Source organism: Pseudoalteromonas sp. TB25, assembly GCF_000497995.1.
Taxonomy (GTDB): Bacteria; Pseudomonadota; Gammaproteobacteria; order Enterobacterales; family Alteromonadaceae; genus Pseudoalteromonas; species Pseudoalteromonas distincta.
The window spans coordinates 12,531-30,047 of record NZ_AUTI01000207.1 but is presented as its reverse complement, the minus strand read 5'-3'; the positions used below and the strand labels follow the sequence as shown (position 1 = coordinate 30,047).

10 protein-coding genes and 1 pseudogene are annotated in these 17,517 nt (G+C 38.1%); 4 read left to right on the top strand and 7 right to left on the bottom strand.

Translation table 11 applies throughout. The annotated features are described in order from the left end of the window. Positions 1-309: 309 nt before the first annotated feature. Positions 310-854, bottom strand: a pseudogene (syd, locus tag L652_RS01000000123275) (SecY-interacting protein). Between the two features lie 59 nt (positions 855-913). Between syd and queF the strand changes: the two are divergent. Next, the gene (queF, locus tag L652_RS0105285; RefSeq protein WP_024597667.1) at positions 914-1,759 is read left to right on the top strand and encodes an NADPH-dependent 7-cyano-7-deazaguanine reductase QueF; all 846 of its coding nucleotides are present in this window, start codon (positions 914-916) and stop codon (positions 1,757-1,759) included. Between the two features lie 325 nt (positions 1,760-2,084). On the opposite strand, the gene L652_RS0105280 is transcribed toward queF, so the two are convergent. Genes L652_RS0105280 through L652_RS0105270 form a run of 3 tightly spaced genes read right to left on the bottom strand, consistent with a single transcriptional unit; the run spans position 2,085 to position 8,421 of the window. Beyond that, positions 2,085-2,972, bottom strand: a complete 888-nt coding sequence (locus L652_RS0105280; RefSeq protein ID WP_024597666.1) for a peptidylprolyl isomerase — start codon at positions 2,970-2,972, stop codon at positions 2,085-2,087. A 32-nt stretch (positions 2,973-3,004) separates the two neighbouring features. Continuing rightward, a complete protein-coding gene (locus L652_RS0105275; RefSeq protein ID WP_024597665.1) occupies positions 3,005-6,694 on the bottom strand; it encodes a translocation/assembly module TamB domain-containing protein in 3,690 nt (1,229 codons plus the stop codon). Then, a complete protein-coding gene (locus L652_RS0105270; protein WP_024597664.1) occupies positions 6,694-8,421 on the bottom strand; it encodes an autotransporter assembly complex family protein in 1,728 nt (575 codons plus the stop codon). The genes L652_RS0105275 and L652_RS0105270 overlap by 1 nt, the downstream gene beginning before the upstream one ends. Before the next feature lie 214 nt (positions 8,422-8,635). On the opposite strand from L652_RS0105270, the gene L652_RS0105265 reads away from it, so the two are divergent. Further along, positions 8,636-8,971, top strand: coding sequence for a ribonuclease E inhibitor RraB (locus tag L652_RS0105265; protein ID WP_002958248.1), 336 nt, complete (start codon positions 8,636-8,638; stop codon positions 8,969-8,971). A gap of 44 nt (positions 8,972-9,015) precedes the next feature. Here L652_RS0105265 and L652_RS0105260 read toward each other — a convergent pair whose 3' ends face one another. The 3 genes from L652_RS0105260 to L652_RS0105250 all read right to left on the bottom strand — a co-directional run bounded on the left by L652_RS0105260 (position 9,016) and on the right by L652_RS0105250 (position 14,176). Next, positions 9,016-10,764, bottom strand: coding sequence for a DEAD/DEAH box helicase (locus tag L652_RS0105260; RefSeq protein ID WP_024597663.1), 1,749 nt, complete (start codon positions 10,762-10,764; stop codon positions 9,016-9,018). 124 nt (positions 10,765-10,888) lie between these two features. Continuing rightward, positions 10,889-11,191: an H-NS histone family protein gene (locus L652_RS0105255; RefSeq protein WP_002958250.1), complete on the bottom strand. Its 303-nt coding sequence runs from the start codon at positions 11,189-11,191 to the stop codon at positions 10,889-10,891. A 168-nt stretch (positions 11,192-11,359) separates the two neighbouring features. Then, a complete protein-coding gene (locus L652_RS0105250; RefSeq protein ID WP_024597662.1) occupies positions 11,360-14,176 on the bottom strand; it encodes a TonB-dependent receptor in 2,817 nt (938 codons plus the stop codon). A 314-nt stretch (positions 14,177-14,490) separates the two neighbouring features. Here L652_RS0105250 and L652_RS0105245 point away from each other — a divergent pair, with 314 nt between their 5' ends. Further along, positions 14,491-15,654 (top strand): DUF547 domain-containing protein, encoded by a 1,164-nt coding sequence (locus L652_RS0105245; RefSeq protein WP_024603350.1) that lies wholly within the window; start codon positions 14,491-14,493, stop codon positions 15,652-15,654. Between the two features lie 63 nt (positions 15,655-15,717). Continuing rightward, a complete protein-coding gene (locus tag L652_RS0105240) occupies positions 15,718-17,514 on the top strand; it encodes a putative 2OG-Fe(II) oxygenase (RefSeq protein WP_024597660.1) in 1,797 nt (598 codons plus the stop codon). Positions 17,515-17,517: the final 3 nt, after the last annotated feature.

Sequence of the window (17,517 nt, the reverse complement as noted above, 5' to 3'; positions counted from 1 at the left end):
TGGCTTACATCCATGTAAGAATAAGTAAAAACCGAGCAAAGCTTCCGCGTCCTGCTCACGCCCCTTACCTACATCCATGTAGGCAACAAAGAGTAAACCGTCCCTAGAAAGAACTCAAAGGGCAGCGCATGTTTGGCATTAATGCTTCGTTATCGCCTATTTATGGGGAGTAACCACACTACATAGGCTCTGCCTTGCCTAAAAACCAAACATACAGCTGCAAAATCAACCACGAAAGGTCAACACGCCCTAGTAATGGCTCTAAAAATCAGCTTAGTGATGACGCTAAGCTGATTTATAAAACACGTTTTAAACCTCTAATGCCTTTAAAAAAGCATTAATGTTAGGTGCAAGTACATGGTGTGTTTTTTTGCCGACAAACTCTAAACATACTTCACCAGTGTGCACCAATACACTTACTAGTAAATCATCTTGATCTGTTAAACCAATAAATACTGTTTCTGGCTGCTTAAGCTTGCGTTTCATTAAAACGTGGCCCGTTATATTTTGCTGTAGCAAATTAAAGTCTTCTTCGTTCCATGCTTGTAGTAATTCAACCTGATGCCCATCAATACTTGCTAAAATACTTCCACCGTACATATGTCCGTATAGCTCGCTAAGCTCTTTTGGAAACTCAAGTTCTAGTGCACTGGCTAAATCATTAAGCGAACCTGCAGGTTGCTGACGCGCCCCNCCCCCTGCCACTGAATGTTTCCTTGCTCGTCAACCTCACCAACTTCACATGGGCTTGGCCATTGCTCGTCGTGCGCAATAAGTGGGTACTTAGCTGTGTTTTTAAGGGTATTTTCGCTAAATGTTTGATGAAGTTGTTCTATAAGCAATGCAACAGACATACTGTGAAACTCATTTAAATTAGATATAATGTCCCTATTGTAACTATTTAAGAGCAAACATGACAGATTACAGCAATTCTCCAGACCTTAAAGGTAGCGTATTAGGCCAATCTACTGAGTATGTAGATGTGTACACGCCAAGCTTGCTTTTCCCTATTGCGCGCAAACTAAATCGTGATGCTTTAAATATTGACGAAGCAGAGCTTCCATTTAAAGGCCAAGACATTTGGACAGGTTACGAGCTTTCATGGCTAAACAATAAAGGTAAACCGCAAGTTGCCGTGGCCTTATTTACCTTTGAATGCCAAAGCAGCCATATTATTGAGTCAAAGTCGTTTAAACTTTATTTAAATAGCTTTAACCAAACCCGATTTGAAAGCATTGATGTAGTAAAACAGCATTTAATTGATGATTTATCAAACGCGGTTAACAGCCCTGTCAAAGTGACTTTATATAATCCTGATGATTACAATTGCTTACCGTGTACAGCGCTGCCAGGTGAATGTATTGATGATTTAGATATTGAGATTAATAATTACGATATTGATGCTAATTCACTTAAAGCAAAGAATGATAACGTAGTAACAGAAACGCTCTACAGCCACTTACTTAAGTCGAACTGTTTAATTACCTCCCAGCCTGACTGGGCAAGTGTCATTATACGATACACAGGCGAGCAAATATGTCGCGAATCGTTATTGCGTTATTTAATTTCGTTCAGAACGCATAACGAATTTCATGAGCAGTGTGTTGAGCGTATTTATAGCGATTTAACAACACAACTTAATATGAAAGAGTTAGAGGTTTACGCGCGTTATACTCGTCGCGGTGGGCTTGATATAAACCCGTATCGCTCTACACATTATAACGATACGCCATTTGCAGTTAAAATTAATCGTCAGTAGGTTGTTTTAAACTGGAATATTAGGGTCTGTTGACCTTTCAAGGTTAAATTTGCAGCAGCCTGTTTGGTATTTAGGCAAGGCAGAGCCTAAGTAGTGTGGTTGTTCCCCATAAATAGGCGATAACGTAGCATTAATGCCAAACAGGAGTTGCCCAAAGGGTTCTGCCTAGGGGCTATTCACTCTTTGTTACTCGGTTTTTACTTAGCCCACTAGGTTACAAACCTCGCGCCGCGATTAAATAGCTCCTAGATTGAACAAATTTCAATCCGCAAAGTTCAACAGACCCTCGTATTAAAAAAGGAGCCTAGGCTCCTTTTTATATTTTTTAATTAACTTCGCGCTTAGTGGGTATGGGCATACCACACACATCAACGTAGTTGTGTGCTTTAACAAACCATGGTTCAACACGGTTTTTACGAGCACTGATTAAGTTTTTAAACACCGATGAGTTTGTTTTCATCACTTTAAATATACTTTTATCACTTTGTACATCGCCAAGGACTTGTATATTAGTAATTGGGTTAAATGCTTTTCCTTCAGTTGGTGTGCGCGCTAAACGGTTAAAATGCTCTATACCTTCTAGCACTCGACCAAACACCGTAATATTTTTATCAAGGTAGCGCGGGCCTTGCCCTATTGTTACAAAAAACTCCGTGCTCGCACTATTTATATCGTTGTCGCGCGCCATGGCAAACACGCCACTACAATGCACTTGCCATGTTTGCGTATGTGCTGAGTTTTGAGCTACTGCAAAGCCGTTTAAAAAGCCGGTAACTGGTGCATATCCGTCGCCATTTAGCTCAGTAATTAAAAGTGGTTTGTTTGTTGTTAAATAAAACTCAGCAGGGACTGTTTTATCTGCCGTTTTAATTAACTTTTTACCCAAGCTGTCGCCACCTTGCGCTACAAAACCCTCAACAAACCGATAAACGCTGGTATTTTTATAAAACCCTTCTCGTGCTAACTTTTTAATATTTTGAACGTGCTTTGGGGCAAGTTGTTCATTAAGCTCAATATACGCATCGCCCGTTGGCAGCGTTATCTTTAAAATATTTTGGGCGTTCACTACTCGCCAGTCATTATCTGTTGCACTAGCAATTACCTCACTCGCGCTATATAAAGGTAGCTCTTGTTTAGCAACACCATTACCAAGTTGTTGAGCACAACCGCTCAATAAAACACTAAGCAGAGCTGGCAATATAATTTTCCTCATCGCTTATATCCTTATAATTATTATAGTTTTGGTTATTCCCAATCAAACTTATATAGCACATCAAAATTTTGATATAGGCCGCTTGTTATCTCTATGTATAACTGTGAAAGTAACTGATAACGCACAGCCACTTCACTGAGCGAATCAAATACACCCACGCTATATTTAACTTGCAAACTGGGTGCTACGTATCCTGATATTTCTACTTTGGTACTATCACCACTACCTGATGAGCTTAAACTTACATCTGACAACCCAAAGGTTTCACCTACCTTAGAAACAACCCCTTCGCTGCGGCTAACCCCTTGAGAGAGTAATAACTGTGTAAGCATAGCATCGCTTGACGAACTTTCTCCATCACCTAAAGGTTGGCCATTAAGTAAATATGCAAGTGCTTGTGCTTGATCCATCGCAGGCTCAGAAAATATTTTGAGCGTTGGTTGTTCAACATTACCCGTAAGCGTAACCCCTGCAATGACACCATTTGCAGTCGTATCGGGGTTACGTATTGCTTTAATATTTAAAAATGGTTGTTCAATTGAACCGCTAAAACCGACTTGCCCGGTGCTGATTATTAAATCTTGCCCAAAGGCTAAGTAAGTACCTTCAATTAAGTTAAGCTCACCTGTGGCTATAATTGGTGCACCTTGACTCATTTTTATCGCTAAATCACCCGCAACTTTTGATTCCAAGCCAAACGATTCTACTTTTACATCGTTTTTGACAATCACTTTTAAATCTATGTCGTAATCAAACGGAACTGTTTCGGTGGCCTCGGTTTTTTGATCAACAATAATTTCATCATCGCTAACTTGCACTGCGCCCTCTGGGAGCTCTTCAATCATTATACGACCGTAAGGCACAACTACCTCACCAGCAAGCTTGAGTGCATTATTAGCCAAGCCTATTTTTAAATCCGGCGATACTTTAAAAGTAACCCCTTGCTGCGCACGTACATAAAACTGCTCGCCAACTACCGCCACATTTACAGCAGGTTGCGCACCTTGCCAATCAACGTCACCGGTGAGGTTTATTTTACCGCCCTGGTTGTCGTTTAAGTTGCCTTTTATTGTGGCTGTTGTTTTATCAAACAACACGTTTATATTTGATTTTTGCAGCGCTATAGGCAATTGCTCGCCCTCTAAACTAATATCGCTCACATTAAGCTCGCCATTTAATAATGGATCTTTTAACGTACCTGCTAACGCGACTTTTCCACTAATATCACCTTTTAACTGCTCAAGGGTTTCAAGAAATGGTTGTAAGTCTGAAAGGAGTATTTTATCAATATTAATAGTGCCGTTAAGCGCTTGCGTATTTTGTATGTCGTCAATATCAATTTGTGTGTTTATTTTACCAAGCACACTTGATTCTAAATTAGCTTCAAGCTTGCCAACTTGAGAGTCCGAAAATGCACTAACAGTTAGAGTTTCGATTGGTAATTTAAAACGATCTTCTTCCGAGGTAAGCACCGCTTCTAAGTCGCTAGAATCGATATTTGCGCGTAATGTTTTAAGCGCACCACTTTGCCAATTAAGCGCTACATCGCCAGTTATATTACCGCGAGTACGAATGCTATTAGGTAAAAAGTGCTTAAGCTCCTCAAGAGCTAAATTGCTTAGTTTAGCATTTAGCTGACCGAGGTTTTTTGATTGGGCTAAGGTGTCTATGCACAATTTACTTTGCTCAGATGCCCAACAATGTGCACTTACATCAAAGTCGCCACTTTGCGTATTAACCATAATGGCAATATTTTTAGTATTACTAAAACTAAGCTTTTTATCGCTGAGCGTTACATTACTAAGCTCGCCATTCCAAGTGGTATTATTAATTTTGCCATTAACTTCAAACTCTACACTGCCTTGCTCAGCATCTACAGATGCCGTAAGTTGGTGATCTGTTTTGTCGCCGCTGGCATCAATTTTAACGCTATTAATTTGCTGTTCGGCTACAAGCGCCGAACCAACACTTACCGAAACATCGGTTTGCCAATCGGCTGCGGTATCTAACTGTCCTTTTACTGATAATTTATTAATGTTTATTTCATCAAAAATAAAGCGATCGAGTATTAGCGCTAAATCAACAGAGGGCGTTAACCTTTCCCCTCTCACTTTTAAATTTGCGTTGCCATCAGCAGTAAATGGAATATTAGCTTTTTCATCACTTTTAAGCGTTACTTTGCCATCAACCTGCCAAGTGTCATCAACTTGCCCGCTTAGTGCTAATTTATTGGTGCCGCTACTTAAATAAAAACTATCAATATTAGCTTTTAACGTGTTGTCGAGCTTAAAGTTTGAGGCAAATTCTAGTGGCACGTCGTTAAGTAATCCGTTTAACTTTGTATTATTCATTTGTAGCTGCCACTTGTCGTCAGCTGCATTAAACGAGCCTTTAAACTGTCCTGAAATATCACTGGTAGCGGCATCAGTTAAGTACTGCGCTTTTAAGTTAGCAAGCGTGCCATTAAAGTAAGCCTGTATGCCTTTTTGCCAATCAACATTGGCTTTTATAGTTGCACTGCTTTCGTTCGCTTTAATGCTTAGCGCTTGTAAAGTTGCTTTGGTGAGACTGCCTTTTAATTGGGTATTTAAGTCAACAGCTGGGTACGCGCCTAATTGGCTATTCCCCTGCAGGCTAAGCTGGTAATCGTCGGCATTACCTTGTGCATTGAGGCTTACATTTCGCACTTTAAGCTCATTACTTTGTGCATCAATAAGCCACTGTTTAATTTTGCCATTTAACTCAAACGGATAGTTTTTTTGCTTTAAATTTGCCGTTGCCGTTAAACTAAGTGGATATTGCCCCTGCGTTTCTAAATTTAAGTTTAGATTTGATAAGTCACCATTCAACTGCAAATTGGCTTGGTGCTCATCACTTTGTAAAACAACATCCCCTTTTACGGGCAAGTTCCCTGCAAGCTCAGCGTTAAGATGCGTATTAAGCTGCCACTGTTCATACTTTGCTGAGAATGACTCTAAATTAATAACCGCATCTTCCACACTTAATTGCAGCGAGATGTTTTCAATAACATGTTGGGCTTCGTTTTGCTCAATCGTAATGTTAGCTATTTCAAAGTCTTCAACAACTAAGTCAAGTGGCGAAGTAAATTCTATATTAGGTAATGCGGGTAGGTGCGTTAAAGGCGCTTGAGTATTTTGCGCCGTTTGTGTTTTCGCATCTTGTTCTTGCTCTTTTAAAGCAACAAGTATGGTGGGAATATTCAGGCTTTTAACCGTCAGCTTTGAACCCTCTGCTTTTGCTGAGAGTTTAAAGTGATTAACGCTTACGTTTGCACTTGGGTGCTCTAGAGTAAATTTATTGATCGCAATGTTTTTTACAGCAATATTAAAAGGTAAGCTGATTTTTTCAAGCGGCTCTGCAGCGGCTTCTTCTTGTGACTCTGCAGTTTTTGGTAATGTTAAATTTATAGATTTAGCACTTAAGTTATCTATACAAATTCCATCGCACTGCCACCAAAACAAATCAATTTTCAATTGTTGTGCATTAAAATCCAAGCCATTGCTAGTAAAGCGCACATTAAAGGCATCATTATAAATAAAACGGCCATCTTTAATTACGATATGTAGTCCATCTACCGCTTTGTTTGCACTATAAGCAATAAATTGATTACCGGGTGCGGTAAATAACAAACAAAATAGTGCAACAACTAACGTGACAAAAATAGCACTTACGGCGGCTGTTATCTTTTTTAATACTGACATTAAATTTCTGGCCCTATGGTAATACTTAAACGTGTGCTTTTACTTTCTTTTGTTAATCCCCAAGCGTGGTCTATACGCACTGGGCCAACGGGTGTTAAATAGCGAAAACCAAAACCAGCGCCTACTTCAAAGTCATCAGAAAAATCATTCGTTGCTGTACCACCGTCAACAAATAAAGCTGCGCGCCAGTTTTGAGCAAACTGATAGTTGTACTCTATTGTACTGGTTAGTAAGTATTTACCACCGATGAGGTCGCCATCATCATTTTCTGGCGATATTGATTGGTACGCAAAACCACGAACACTTTGATCGCCACCTGCGTAAAAACGCAGTGAGTAAGGTACGTTTTCAATATCATCAACAAGCATTGCACCAACATTTGCTTTTAAAAACACTAAATGCTTATCTAAGTATGTACGTAACCACGCATGTTGCATTTGCACCCTAATCAGATTAGTACTCGAAAGCACATCATCTAAACCAAACTCAGCAGATATAAGCCACTGCTCTCCCCAGTATGGAGTCGTGCCGCCTTTTGATTTTTTGCGGGCGTAGCTAATGCCCGGCATTAACATTTCGGTGCTTTCTTCCTCTTCATCACCGATGCGGTAGGTTTCTTGGTCGCGGCGTAAAAATGCAGTACGCACCCACTTATTTTCGGTTAACCATTGGCGCTGAATTTGCCCCGTGAGTATTTCACTGTAGGTATCGTTTGTAAGTTCATCCTCTAATTTATATCCAGCAGAAAAACGCCATAAATCATCATTCGGATCATCAACTGGAATGGTATAAGCCATGGAAATATCTTGCTGCTTTTGCGCCACATTTAAATTAGTTTCGAGATAATGGCCGTCTTCTGTGATCCACGGTTTACTCCATTTAAAACGCACTTTGGGCCCTAAGTCAGTACTAAAACCGCCGCCAATTTCATAGCTATTTGCAGGCTTATGCAACACATCTACCTTAATAGGTACTTGGCTATTTTTACGCGCAGCAATATCGGCGTAAACGCGCACGCTTGCAAAATAAGGGGTGCTTGATAAATCCAAATTATAGTCAGCAATATGTGTTGATTTATAAGGTTGACCCTGAGTAAAAGGCGCAAGCGAGCGTATGTATTTTTCAGCAGGCGTATTACTAGCTATTTTTATATCACCAAACTGGTATCTAACCCCAGTATCAATTACAAAAGTAATAACAGCACTATTTTTATTAAGTGACACTTCTAATTTGCGCGCTGGCCACTTTGCATCAAAATAGCCAAGCTCCAATAGCATAGATTCTATTTTTTTATGAGCAGAGTCGTATCTACCATGATTTAAAACATCACCTTGTTTTAAGTTGGTATTTTTAATTAATGCCTGTAATTGTGGATCATTTTGGCCATCGCCGTTTAGCGTAATATTAATTGCTTCTATGCGAGTTGCAGGACCTCGCTCAACTTTAACAATTAACTCGCTGTCGTCTTTATCATAAATAACCTCGACGGTCGGGCTATAATAACCAAGTGCTTTAATGCTATTTTGTACTTGCTTTTGGGCATAACGACGAAGTGTACGGGTTGGTTTTTCACCAATTAATTGCTTGAGATAAAGGGCTACGTTATTTTCTAAATCACCACTTAACCCTTTAATTTCGTAATCTTCTATGACTTTTTCTGCCGCATAGCTATTTGTCGCAATTAAAGCGCTCACAACACATATGCAACGTAAAAACTTAATAAACAAGTAAATATCCTTACTTTTAATATCTTACATAAAACTGCCTGATTACGCGCATATTAGCATAGCCATAATGAGCAACACATTAACTTAATGACAATCTAATGCGTAAATTTAACTTTGAATAAGTATCAGCATAATTAAAATTAGTACGCGTTAAGACAATATTTTAGTTACAATAGTGCCTACGAATACAAAATTAATTTTAAATGAGTTTTTAATGCAATTCCCTGATGATGATAACGGCCAACTTTTAGCCGAAATAGCCGCTGCTGGCATTGATTTAAATAAAATGCACCAAGTCGATTTTTTTATTTTATTTGAACAAGAAGCCGATGCTGAAAAATTTGCTAAAGAAATAGTCTCTGATGCATTAGTTCAAAAGGCTGAACTTGAAAAATGTAAAGACACTGGCGTTTGGGAAGTAATCACTCAAGTACAAATGGTGCCAGAGCACACCCTTTTAGGCCAAGCTGAGCAATACATTGAAAGCATTGCTAATAGCTTTAATGGATATGGTGACGGCTGGGGATTAATGGACGGTGACGAGGCTTAGTTGCCTTTTAATTGTATTAGTTCAATGTACTCTATCAGTTAAGCTTAGCGGCTTAACTGATTTGCCTTCCTAAAATTGCCTTTATAGTCAAATAGCTTATCAGCCACTTTCCAACCATACTTTTTGCTTTTTCGTGCAATAACAAAATCTGGTGGTACTAATTCAAATTGTGCGCTTACTACTTGCGGTGCAGTTTTAAAATTAATAGGTGTTTGTCCAAGTCCTACTCGTAGACCAAATTGCTTATTAAATATAAATTGCCCGCCCTTATTTGCGAGGTTATATACCTCATCGCAACTTGCGCCATCTTCATCAAAATACGTTACTTTAATAAGTTCATCTTTAATTAGAGTTACCGATAACCCACTACATCGAAGCACAAGTGCGTCTTTTAAGTTTAATGCATTGCGTAACTTATCATCAGGGTCGGCCATTACCGCGCCGCAATCATGGCATTTACGTGCAGCAATATCATTTTGGGCACCGCACTGCTCACATTCTTTAAACCTAAAACGATAATCGCACTGCTCTTTATGCCCATCATCTTCTAACAGGCCTTGGCAACGCCTGCCAAAGTGCTCTATTACTTTGCCAGTGGAGTCTGTTTTACCCCAAAATATATTCGCAAACCCACAACCTGGGCAAAGTACCTGCACAGGTTCATTATCACTATCGCCTTTTTTATCACCTACTTCTGGGTGAAATAAATTAAAACCATTGCCAGCATAATCTATTACTAAGCAATCCGTTTTCGATTCAGATAACCTTAAACCTCGCCCCACAATTTGTTGATATAAACTAACTGATTCTGTAGGTCTTAAAATAGCTATAAAGTCGACATGTGGCGCATCAAACCCTGTAGTTAATACCGAAACATTAACTAAATACTTTAATTGCTTAGCTTTAAATTGCTTAATGATTTTATCGCGCTCAGTGTTTGGCGTATCACCTGTGATTAGTGCACTTTGATGAGCTGGCAAGTAGCTTAATATTTCCTGGGCATGCATTACCGTGGCGGCAAAAACCATAACACCTTCGCGCTCTTCACTGTATTGAATTACTTGCTGTAATATAGCCTGCGTTGCGCGCTCACTGTTTTTTAAAAGCGCATTCATGTCATCAGTCGTATATTGCCCAAATGCATTGCTATCTAAGGACGAAAAATCATAATGGCTAATTGCTGCATCAACTTCGTTAGGTGGCGTTAAGTAATTATGTTTGATCATATACCTGAGCGGCAATTCAAAAATACAACTTTTAAACGGACTTTCTTGAGTACCCTTAACAAAACCATGATAATGGTGGTGGTATATCCACCCCATTCCTAACCGATAAGGTGTTGCTGTTAAACCCAATACTTTTAACTGAGGGTTATACTCTTTTAAACTGTTTATTACTTTACCGTACTGACTTTTTTTATCCCCATTTACCCTGTGGCATTCATCAATAATAAGTAATGAATAATGCTCATTTAATTTGTTTAAATTACGAGAAAGTGATTGCACACTGGCAAAGGTTACTTGATGGTTTAATGATTTTTCTTTTAAGCCTGCTGAAAATATACTCGCCTCTAAACCAAAACTTTTATATTTTTGTGAATTTTGCTCTACCAGCTCTTTTACATGAGCAAGCACTAATATTTTTTGCTTAGCTATACGCGCAAGTTCAGCAATAACCAAACTCTTACCTGCGCCGGTTGGTAGTACAATAACGGCAGGATCATTACTCTTTCTAAAGTGTAAAACGGTGCGTTCTACAGCTTCTTGTTGGTAAGGTCTTAGTTTATAGCTCATGGGAAAACAAATAGATTTTAATAAGGGGATTTTAGCAAATTACTGCTATGATATTTAGACTTTGATTATATTTTATTGAGAGGTAAACAAAAAAGAGAAGCCGAAGCTTCTCTTATATTTAGCTTTAGGCTAAAAATTTCTCAAGCTCAACACCTTCAAACGCTTTAGGACGACGGCCACGGCCAGTCCATTCAATAGTCTCACCATTAAGTTCCATACGGTACTTAGGCTTAACTTTAGTGCGCTTGTCTGATGCTCCATCTTGTAAATCTTCTAGCGTAAGTCCTTTTTCTTTTAAAAGATCCAAAACTTCCTGTTTCGCTTTTTGCTGCTGGGTATATTTTGAAATTGCATCATTGATAAGCTGTTGGGCTTTTTCAAGCTCTGTTAATGATGCTGTTTTAATAAAAGATCGGACTTCTTTCATCTATATCTCGCTAAATTGTGTGATTGGAATTATTTAAATATTCTTTTTTAGTATAAGGCTATTTTTCAAAAATAACTACGGCACATAATTTATTAATGTATATAAAATTTATTCATAAAAAAACCGCGATTAAAATCGCGGTTTTTATCGTTCTTATATAAATAACAATTAGAATTTAGTAGTAAAACTCAATTGGAAGTAACGACCAGTTACGTCATAAGCTTCACCAACAGTGTTTATACCTGATGCTCCACTTACTGAACTTTGGTTTGCTACAGGAGGTTGCTTATCGAAAACATTCCGAACTGACAAAGTAACGTCTGTTCCAGCAGTGATGTTATAAGTACCTGATAGATCGTGATAAATAACAGTCGGGAAGCGATTAAACTTGTCTAAAGGGGCTCCCGTTGAAAAATTTTGATTCCCTTCAATATTACTATCATTTGAGCTTGCCCAATACTTCATGCGCCATGATACTGCAAAGTCATCAACTGTATAGCCTAAATTTAAATTTGCACGATTAGTAGGAGTTAATACCTCACCTCTGTAATCAATCTCTTCACCAGATTCAATTGATGTTTCAACATACTCATACAAATGATTCCATATCAAGTCCGCTGATAATTGCCCGAAAGCAAATTCTTGCTTATAACTTAATTCTATATCTAAACCTTTTGTGCTTAAATCATTTTCATTGCTAGTCCCTGAGCTAACTTCTGTCAAGGCACCTCTTGTATCACGTATTGCCCCACCACATGTAGCATCAAAGTCAGATGGATCAACACCATAGCATCGGTTCAATACAGTTGTTCTAGCAGTAGTAGCAATAGCGTCATCTACAGCAATATCGTAGTAGTCAAGCGTTAATGAAAATTCATCTGTTACTTGCCAAATAGCGCCAACGCTAAATGAATCAGATGTTTCTTCTTTTACATCTTCATTACCACCAATATAACCACCAGTGCTCTGACGTTCAATAGTTGTCAAATTGAATGCGCCTTCAGCAGCAACTCTATTAGCCACTTCAGCGATAGAAAGACAATTAGCAGCTACATTTCCTGTAGATGATGCAGTAATTGCATCACAAGGATCTGCAACACCTGAAAAAGTTTCGCCTCTACCACCGAATAAGTCAGCAATATTTGGAGTTCTAATAGCTCGTGCTGCTGATGCTCTTAATTTTACTGTATCTGTAGGAGAGTATTGTACACCTGCATTCCATGTTGTTTGTCCGCCAACAATTTCATGGTCCGAATAGCGAGCGGCTAAATCTAGTTCAACATTTTCTAGAACTGGTAAAACAGTTTCAACAAAAACGTCGTTAGTGTAGAAGCTACCATTTGTAGGCTCAGATTTATTTGTACTTGAAGCACCAGTTTGCGCTAAATCACCTGGAGAGTATGAACCTTTTTCAAGACGATGTTCTGCACCAACAGCTAGCCCAACCATACCACCTTCTAACTCAATTGGTAATTCACCAGAAAGGGTTGTTGAAAATATAAACTGCTCAACTTGACCTTGAGATTTTGCAGGTGATCTTACATATGCAACGGCTTCATCAGACAAAGTTCCTGCACCGAACAAATCTAAAGGCACACACCCTTGAAGTACTGCTAAATCATTAGAACATTGAACGTTACCTTCTGCATTAGTATATACATCTAATGCATTTGCAGCACGTTCAACATTTATTTGACCACCATTTTCTTGGCGCTGGTCAGTTTTACCCCATGAGATATAAGAGTTTAAAAGCCAGTTGTCATTAATTTCCCAATCTATACCTGTCGCAATACGAATAGTATCACGCTCTAAATCTGTTGAGCGAGCACCAAACTCAACCATACGGCGAACTAGCGTTGGGATATTATCATCCATTGTCAAATCAGGATTATCAGACATTAAATTTTGGCGTAAAAGATCTGGAACTAAAGGGCTTCCCAGCTTAATACCACCAACGCCACCACGTGAAGGTAGATATACATCATCCGTAGTGAAAGGAGTCGGTTCAATAGTCGAGTTGTATGTTTTAGATGAATTCCAGTTTACTTCCGTGAAAGAGTGAACACTATCTGAAATATCTTGTTTAAAGTTAACTGCTGCGTATTTACGCTCAAGCGGAGTCACTAACTGTCTGTAAGATGCACGATTGAATGAATTCTCATCACCTACATATGGTGTACCATCTGCATTATATCCGCCAACACGGCCTTGAGGTGGGTATGAAGAGTTTTGAACACCTACATATTCACCACCTTCATCATTCAAAAATATAGCTTCATCATACCTTGAGAAGTCTCGATCGGATGACTTCAAACCCTTATCATCATCATATCCAGCAGCAATTGTTACACTACCTGAATCCCAGCTATTACCAGCAGTAAGGTTTAAAGAATATTTTTCGCGATCAGATTCATCTGAAACACCTGTTTGAGCGTTAACTTCAACACCTTCAAAATCGCTTCGCGTAATTATGTTCACAACACCAGCAACAGCATCTGAACCATAAACTGCTGAAGAAGCACTTTTAAGAATATCAATACGTTCAATCATTGATGCTGGTATTGCATTTAAGTCAACCGCATAACCGCTTGAAGGAGAAACACCTGATACAAAGCGACGACCATTCACTAACACTAAAGTTCTTGAGGAACCTAAGTTGCGTAAAGACGTAGTGTTAAGACCAACACCTGTAGTACCGAATGCACTATTTGATTGATTTGAACCAGCGATAGTGACCGGAGATTGATTCAAAACATCGGCTACATTCAATGCGCCCATTTGAATAATATCGCTTCGGCCAATTGATGTAATTGGTACAGTTGTTTCAATATCAGTTCGCTTTATGCGTGAACCAGTAACTTGAATACGCTCTACTTTTTCTACACCTTCGTCAGCAGCTATCGAGTTTGCAGAAAATACAGCTGTAGATGCCGCGCCAAAAGCTATCGCTAAGCGAACAGCTTTTGAAACTTGATTATTTAACATTGGATTCTCCCTAGAATATTTTTTAATTATTTTGTTTTCAAAACGGTCTGCAATTCATCACAGTACCTATTTCGGTTTGAATAGTAGGCCCAACTCAAGCAAAAGGTCAACACTTTGACAACGAAAAAACACATTAATTTACAACAACTTAAAGAAACAAAAAACTAACACATTGCGATATCATCACCATTAACCAAAGAGCAATATTCCACTTTTTGGTGCTATGCTAATAAAATGAAATTAAATGTAAGCAAAACTTGAAAGTGAATTAACATTTGTAGATTATGGTGTTCCTAACAAACAAAGGAATTGCTATGAAAACTCGCCTCGTATGTATTTTAATACTCACTATCTCATTCTCGGCTTTCGCTGACTTAAAAGAGCTTCCGGAAGAATTTTCAGATTTTAGTTTAAATAGAGATATTACTGTCTCATATGATGACTTAGATACTCTTCTAAGTTTTACTGTAATTGATACTGGAGCATCAGATCGTTCCAAACTAAATTCTCAAGCCTCCATCGGTACAAGAATGAAGTCGCATAAAAATAACGACACAGCATTAGAAGCAAATCGTTTCTTCTTTGAAGAAGTAACAAAATCAGAGATTAAAGACGGTTTTTATAAGATCAGAGTTAGCCTAGAAAGTCTGCCAAATGAAATCTCACTTAACGAACTCAGCCTTGATGAGCAACTTGCTTATTGGTTAAACCTTTACAATACAGCCATGTTAGAAAAACTAATCACACACTATCCTATTCGCGATACAGAAGATTTACTCTTTGGCAGCAATTCAATTTTAGAGGATGAGTTTTTAAATGTTGCTGGCCATAAACTTTCTTTAAACGATATACAACAAAATATTGTTTTTAAAAAGTTTGGTATAAAAAAACCAATAGTTATGTATGGGTTTTATCAAGGAAATATAGGAAGTCCTAACATTCGTGCCGAAGCATATAAAGGAAACAAGGTTTATCATCAATTAGTTGAAAACGCTGAAGAATTCGTCAATTCAAATAGAGGAACTAGTATCAAGCGAAAAAATCGCCTTTATGCTTCTAAGTACTATGAGCAAGTTAAACCATTATTCGAAAACTTCGAGAAAGATTTACGAGAGCACCTAAAAGACTATGCAAACCCGCCAATGAGCTCTGATATAAAATATGCTAAGAGCTTTAAAATAGGTATTGAAGATTGGAGAATCACTAATATTTATGGCACAGAGCGAAAGTTTGGTGGCGCAGCGTCAACAAATCCTGCCGCCATGCTCAATGCTGTTGCAAATAACTCATCAAAACCAATAGGAGCTGATGGCGCAGGTTCAGGACTAGGTGCTGTTAACATAAGCTTTTTATCTAATTCTATTTCGGAGAAAACGATGGACTTTGGCCGCTTTTCTCCAGAAATGCTCGAAAAAATTAGAGCTCTCAAGCTAAAAGAAACTGATAATAGTGGCTCTGTAAAAATAAAAGACCTTTAATAAATTTTATTATTTAACTTTAAAAAACACCCTGTTAACATGGTACGAAAAATAGGGTGTTTTATGTCTAACTTTCTTAACTCTTCGCTCGCTGCTTATAATTCACGCCAATATAACCAAGCTATTCTTTTTTTAAACAAATGTGATATTAAAACTGTTGATTGGTATATTTTACTTGCCGCTACATATAGCGCACTTAACCAAAATGAAAATGCCGAACAAACATATTCTTACGCAGTAAATAAGTTTCCTTCATCCCTCCCTCTAATTGAAAACTATACAAACTTGCTGTGCAGAACTGCTAAACATTCGTTATGTTTAAACTTTTTAAAAAACACAAGATATTTGGCATTAAGCAAAAAGGTATCTCTGAATTTTATAGAAAGCTTGATCAAAACCAACCAGTTGTTACAAGCAAAAAAGGAACTTTCTAAAACCGTATCTGATGAAACCTTAAAAGAGAGATATCACTGGTTAAAGCTTGAATTACTAGAACGTTTGGGTGACTTAGAATTAGTTGAAAGCTATTATCTGTCTTTACCTGCCGATTTAAAAAATCAATTTTTATTTAAATATAAACGTGCTTGTAATTTTCGCAATATGGGTAAATTTGACAATGCTTTAGATATATTTTTAATGCTAAGCGATAAGCAGAACAAGTATAGCCCCGAGGTTAACTTTTTGATTGGCTGTACTTACTATGATTTACTAAAGTTTGAGCTCTCAGAGCAGTATTTAAAACGATGTCTTGAACAGGCTCCTAACTATATACCTGCGCATGAGTGTTTAAATAAATTATACTGGGATCGTGCAAACAAATCAGCCCTTATGAGCTCCTACAATAGTACATTCTTAAATCATGCTAAAAACCCACAACTAGTTCAATCACAACTAGCTCAGCTTTTACATTTTAAAGATTTTAATCAAGCCCTTGATGTATCTTCACAAGCAATTAGGCTCTTCCCTGATAACTTAGACATAAAACATGCTCATGGCATCATTTTAGGTAAGCATGGGCAAAGTGATAAAGCATTCATTATATTAGATGAGCTTGTATCACAGGCTCCCCAATCAGCAAGATATAGTGTAGATTTGGCAAACTACTGTATTGAAAATTTTGAATATAAAAAAGCAATATTGCACTTAAACACTGCAGTTAAACACAACCCTTTTAATCAAGAAATCTGGGCTTATTTATCCACAGCTTGGCGCTTAGCTAAAGACGATAAATATCATTGGTTAACTAATTACGATATGTTTGTTAAAACAATGGCTCTACCTACGCCTAAAGGCTACAAGTCGTTTGACTCTTTTGGGAAGGAACTCAAGGAACTATTACTTACTCTACACACTAAAGAACAAGACCCGCTTGACCAAAGTGTTAGAAGAGGAAGTCAAACTGAAGGACACTTACTCTATCGCTCAAATACGTTACTCTCATTATTTAAGCAGTCAATGGAGTCATGTATATCTACTTACTTAAATGATTTACCAGCAGATAGTATGCACCCATTAACGGCAAGAAATAGCCTAAACTTTACTGCCAAAGGCAGCTGGTCAGTAAAACTAGAAAATGGAGGATATCATGCCAATCATATTCATCCTCACGGTTGGTTGTCAGCACCCAGCTATATTTCTATACCTGATGAAATGAGTAAAAATGATCCACTTAAAAATGGCTGGTTAAAGTTAGGAGAAACATGTCTTGATCTAGGAAAAAGAGAATCAATAGATCGCGAGATATGCCCTGAAAGTGGACAAATTATCATTTTTCCTAGCTATATTTGGCATGGCACAAATGAGCTTAAAAGCGATAGACCTCGCTTAACAATACCTAGCGATATTATGCCAATTGGTTAATCT

Excerpts from the sequence above, each read along its gene's own strand:
- L652_RS0105275 (WP_024597665.1), bottom strand. The coding sequence starts at position 6,694 with ATGTCAGTATTAAAAAAGATAACAGCCGCCGTAAGTGCTATTTTTGTC.
- L652_RS0105245 (WP_024603350.1), top strand. The coding sequence starts at position 14,491 with ATGAAAACTCGCCTCGTATGTATTTTAATACTCACTATCTCATTCTCG.
- L652_RS0105280 (WP_024597666.1), bottom strand. The coding sequence starts at position 2,972 with ATGAGGAAAATTATATTGCCAGCTCTGCTTAGTGTTTTATTGAGCGGT.
- L652_RS0105255 (WP_002958250.1), bottom strand. The coding sequence starts at position 11,191 with ATGAAAGAAGTCCGATCTTTTATTAAAACAGCATCATTAACAGAGCTT.
- L652_RS0105240 (WP_024597660.1), top strand. The coding sequence starts at position 15,718 with ATGTCTAACTTTCTTAACTCTTCGCTCGCTGCTTATAATTCACGCCAA.
- queF (WP_024597667.1), top strand. The coding sequence starts at position 914 with ATGACAGATTACAGCAATTCTCCAGACCTTAAAGGTAGCGTATTAGGC.
- L652_RS0105265 (WP_002958248.1), top strand. The coding sequence starts at position 8,636 with ATGCAATTCCCTGATGATGATAACGGCCAACTTTTAGCCGAAATAGCC.
- L652_RS0105250 (WP_024597662.1), bottom strand. The coding sequence starts at position 14,176 with ATGTTAAATAATCAAGTTTCAAAAGCTGTTCGCTTAGCGATAGCTTTT.
- L652_RS0105260 (WP_024597663.1), bottom strand. The coding sequence starts at position 10,764 with ATGAGCTATAAACTAAGACCTTACCAACAAGAAGCTGTAGAACGCACC.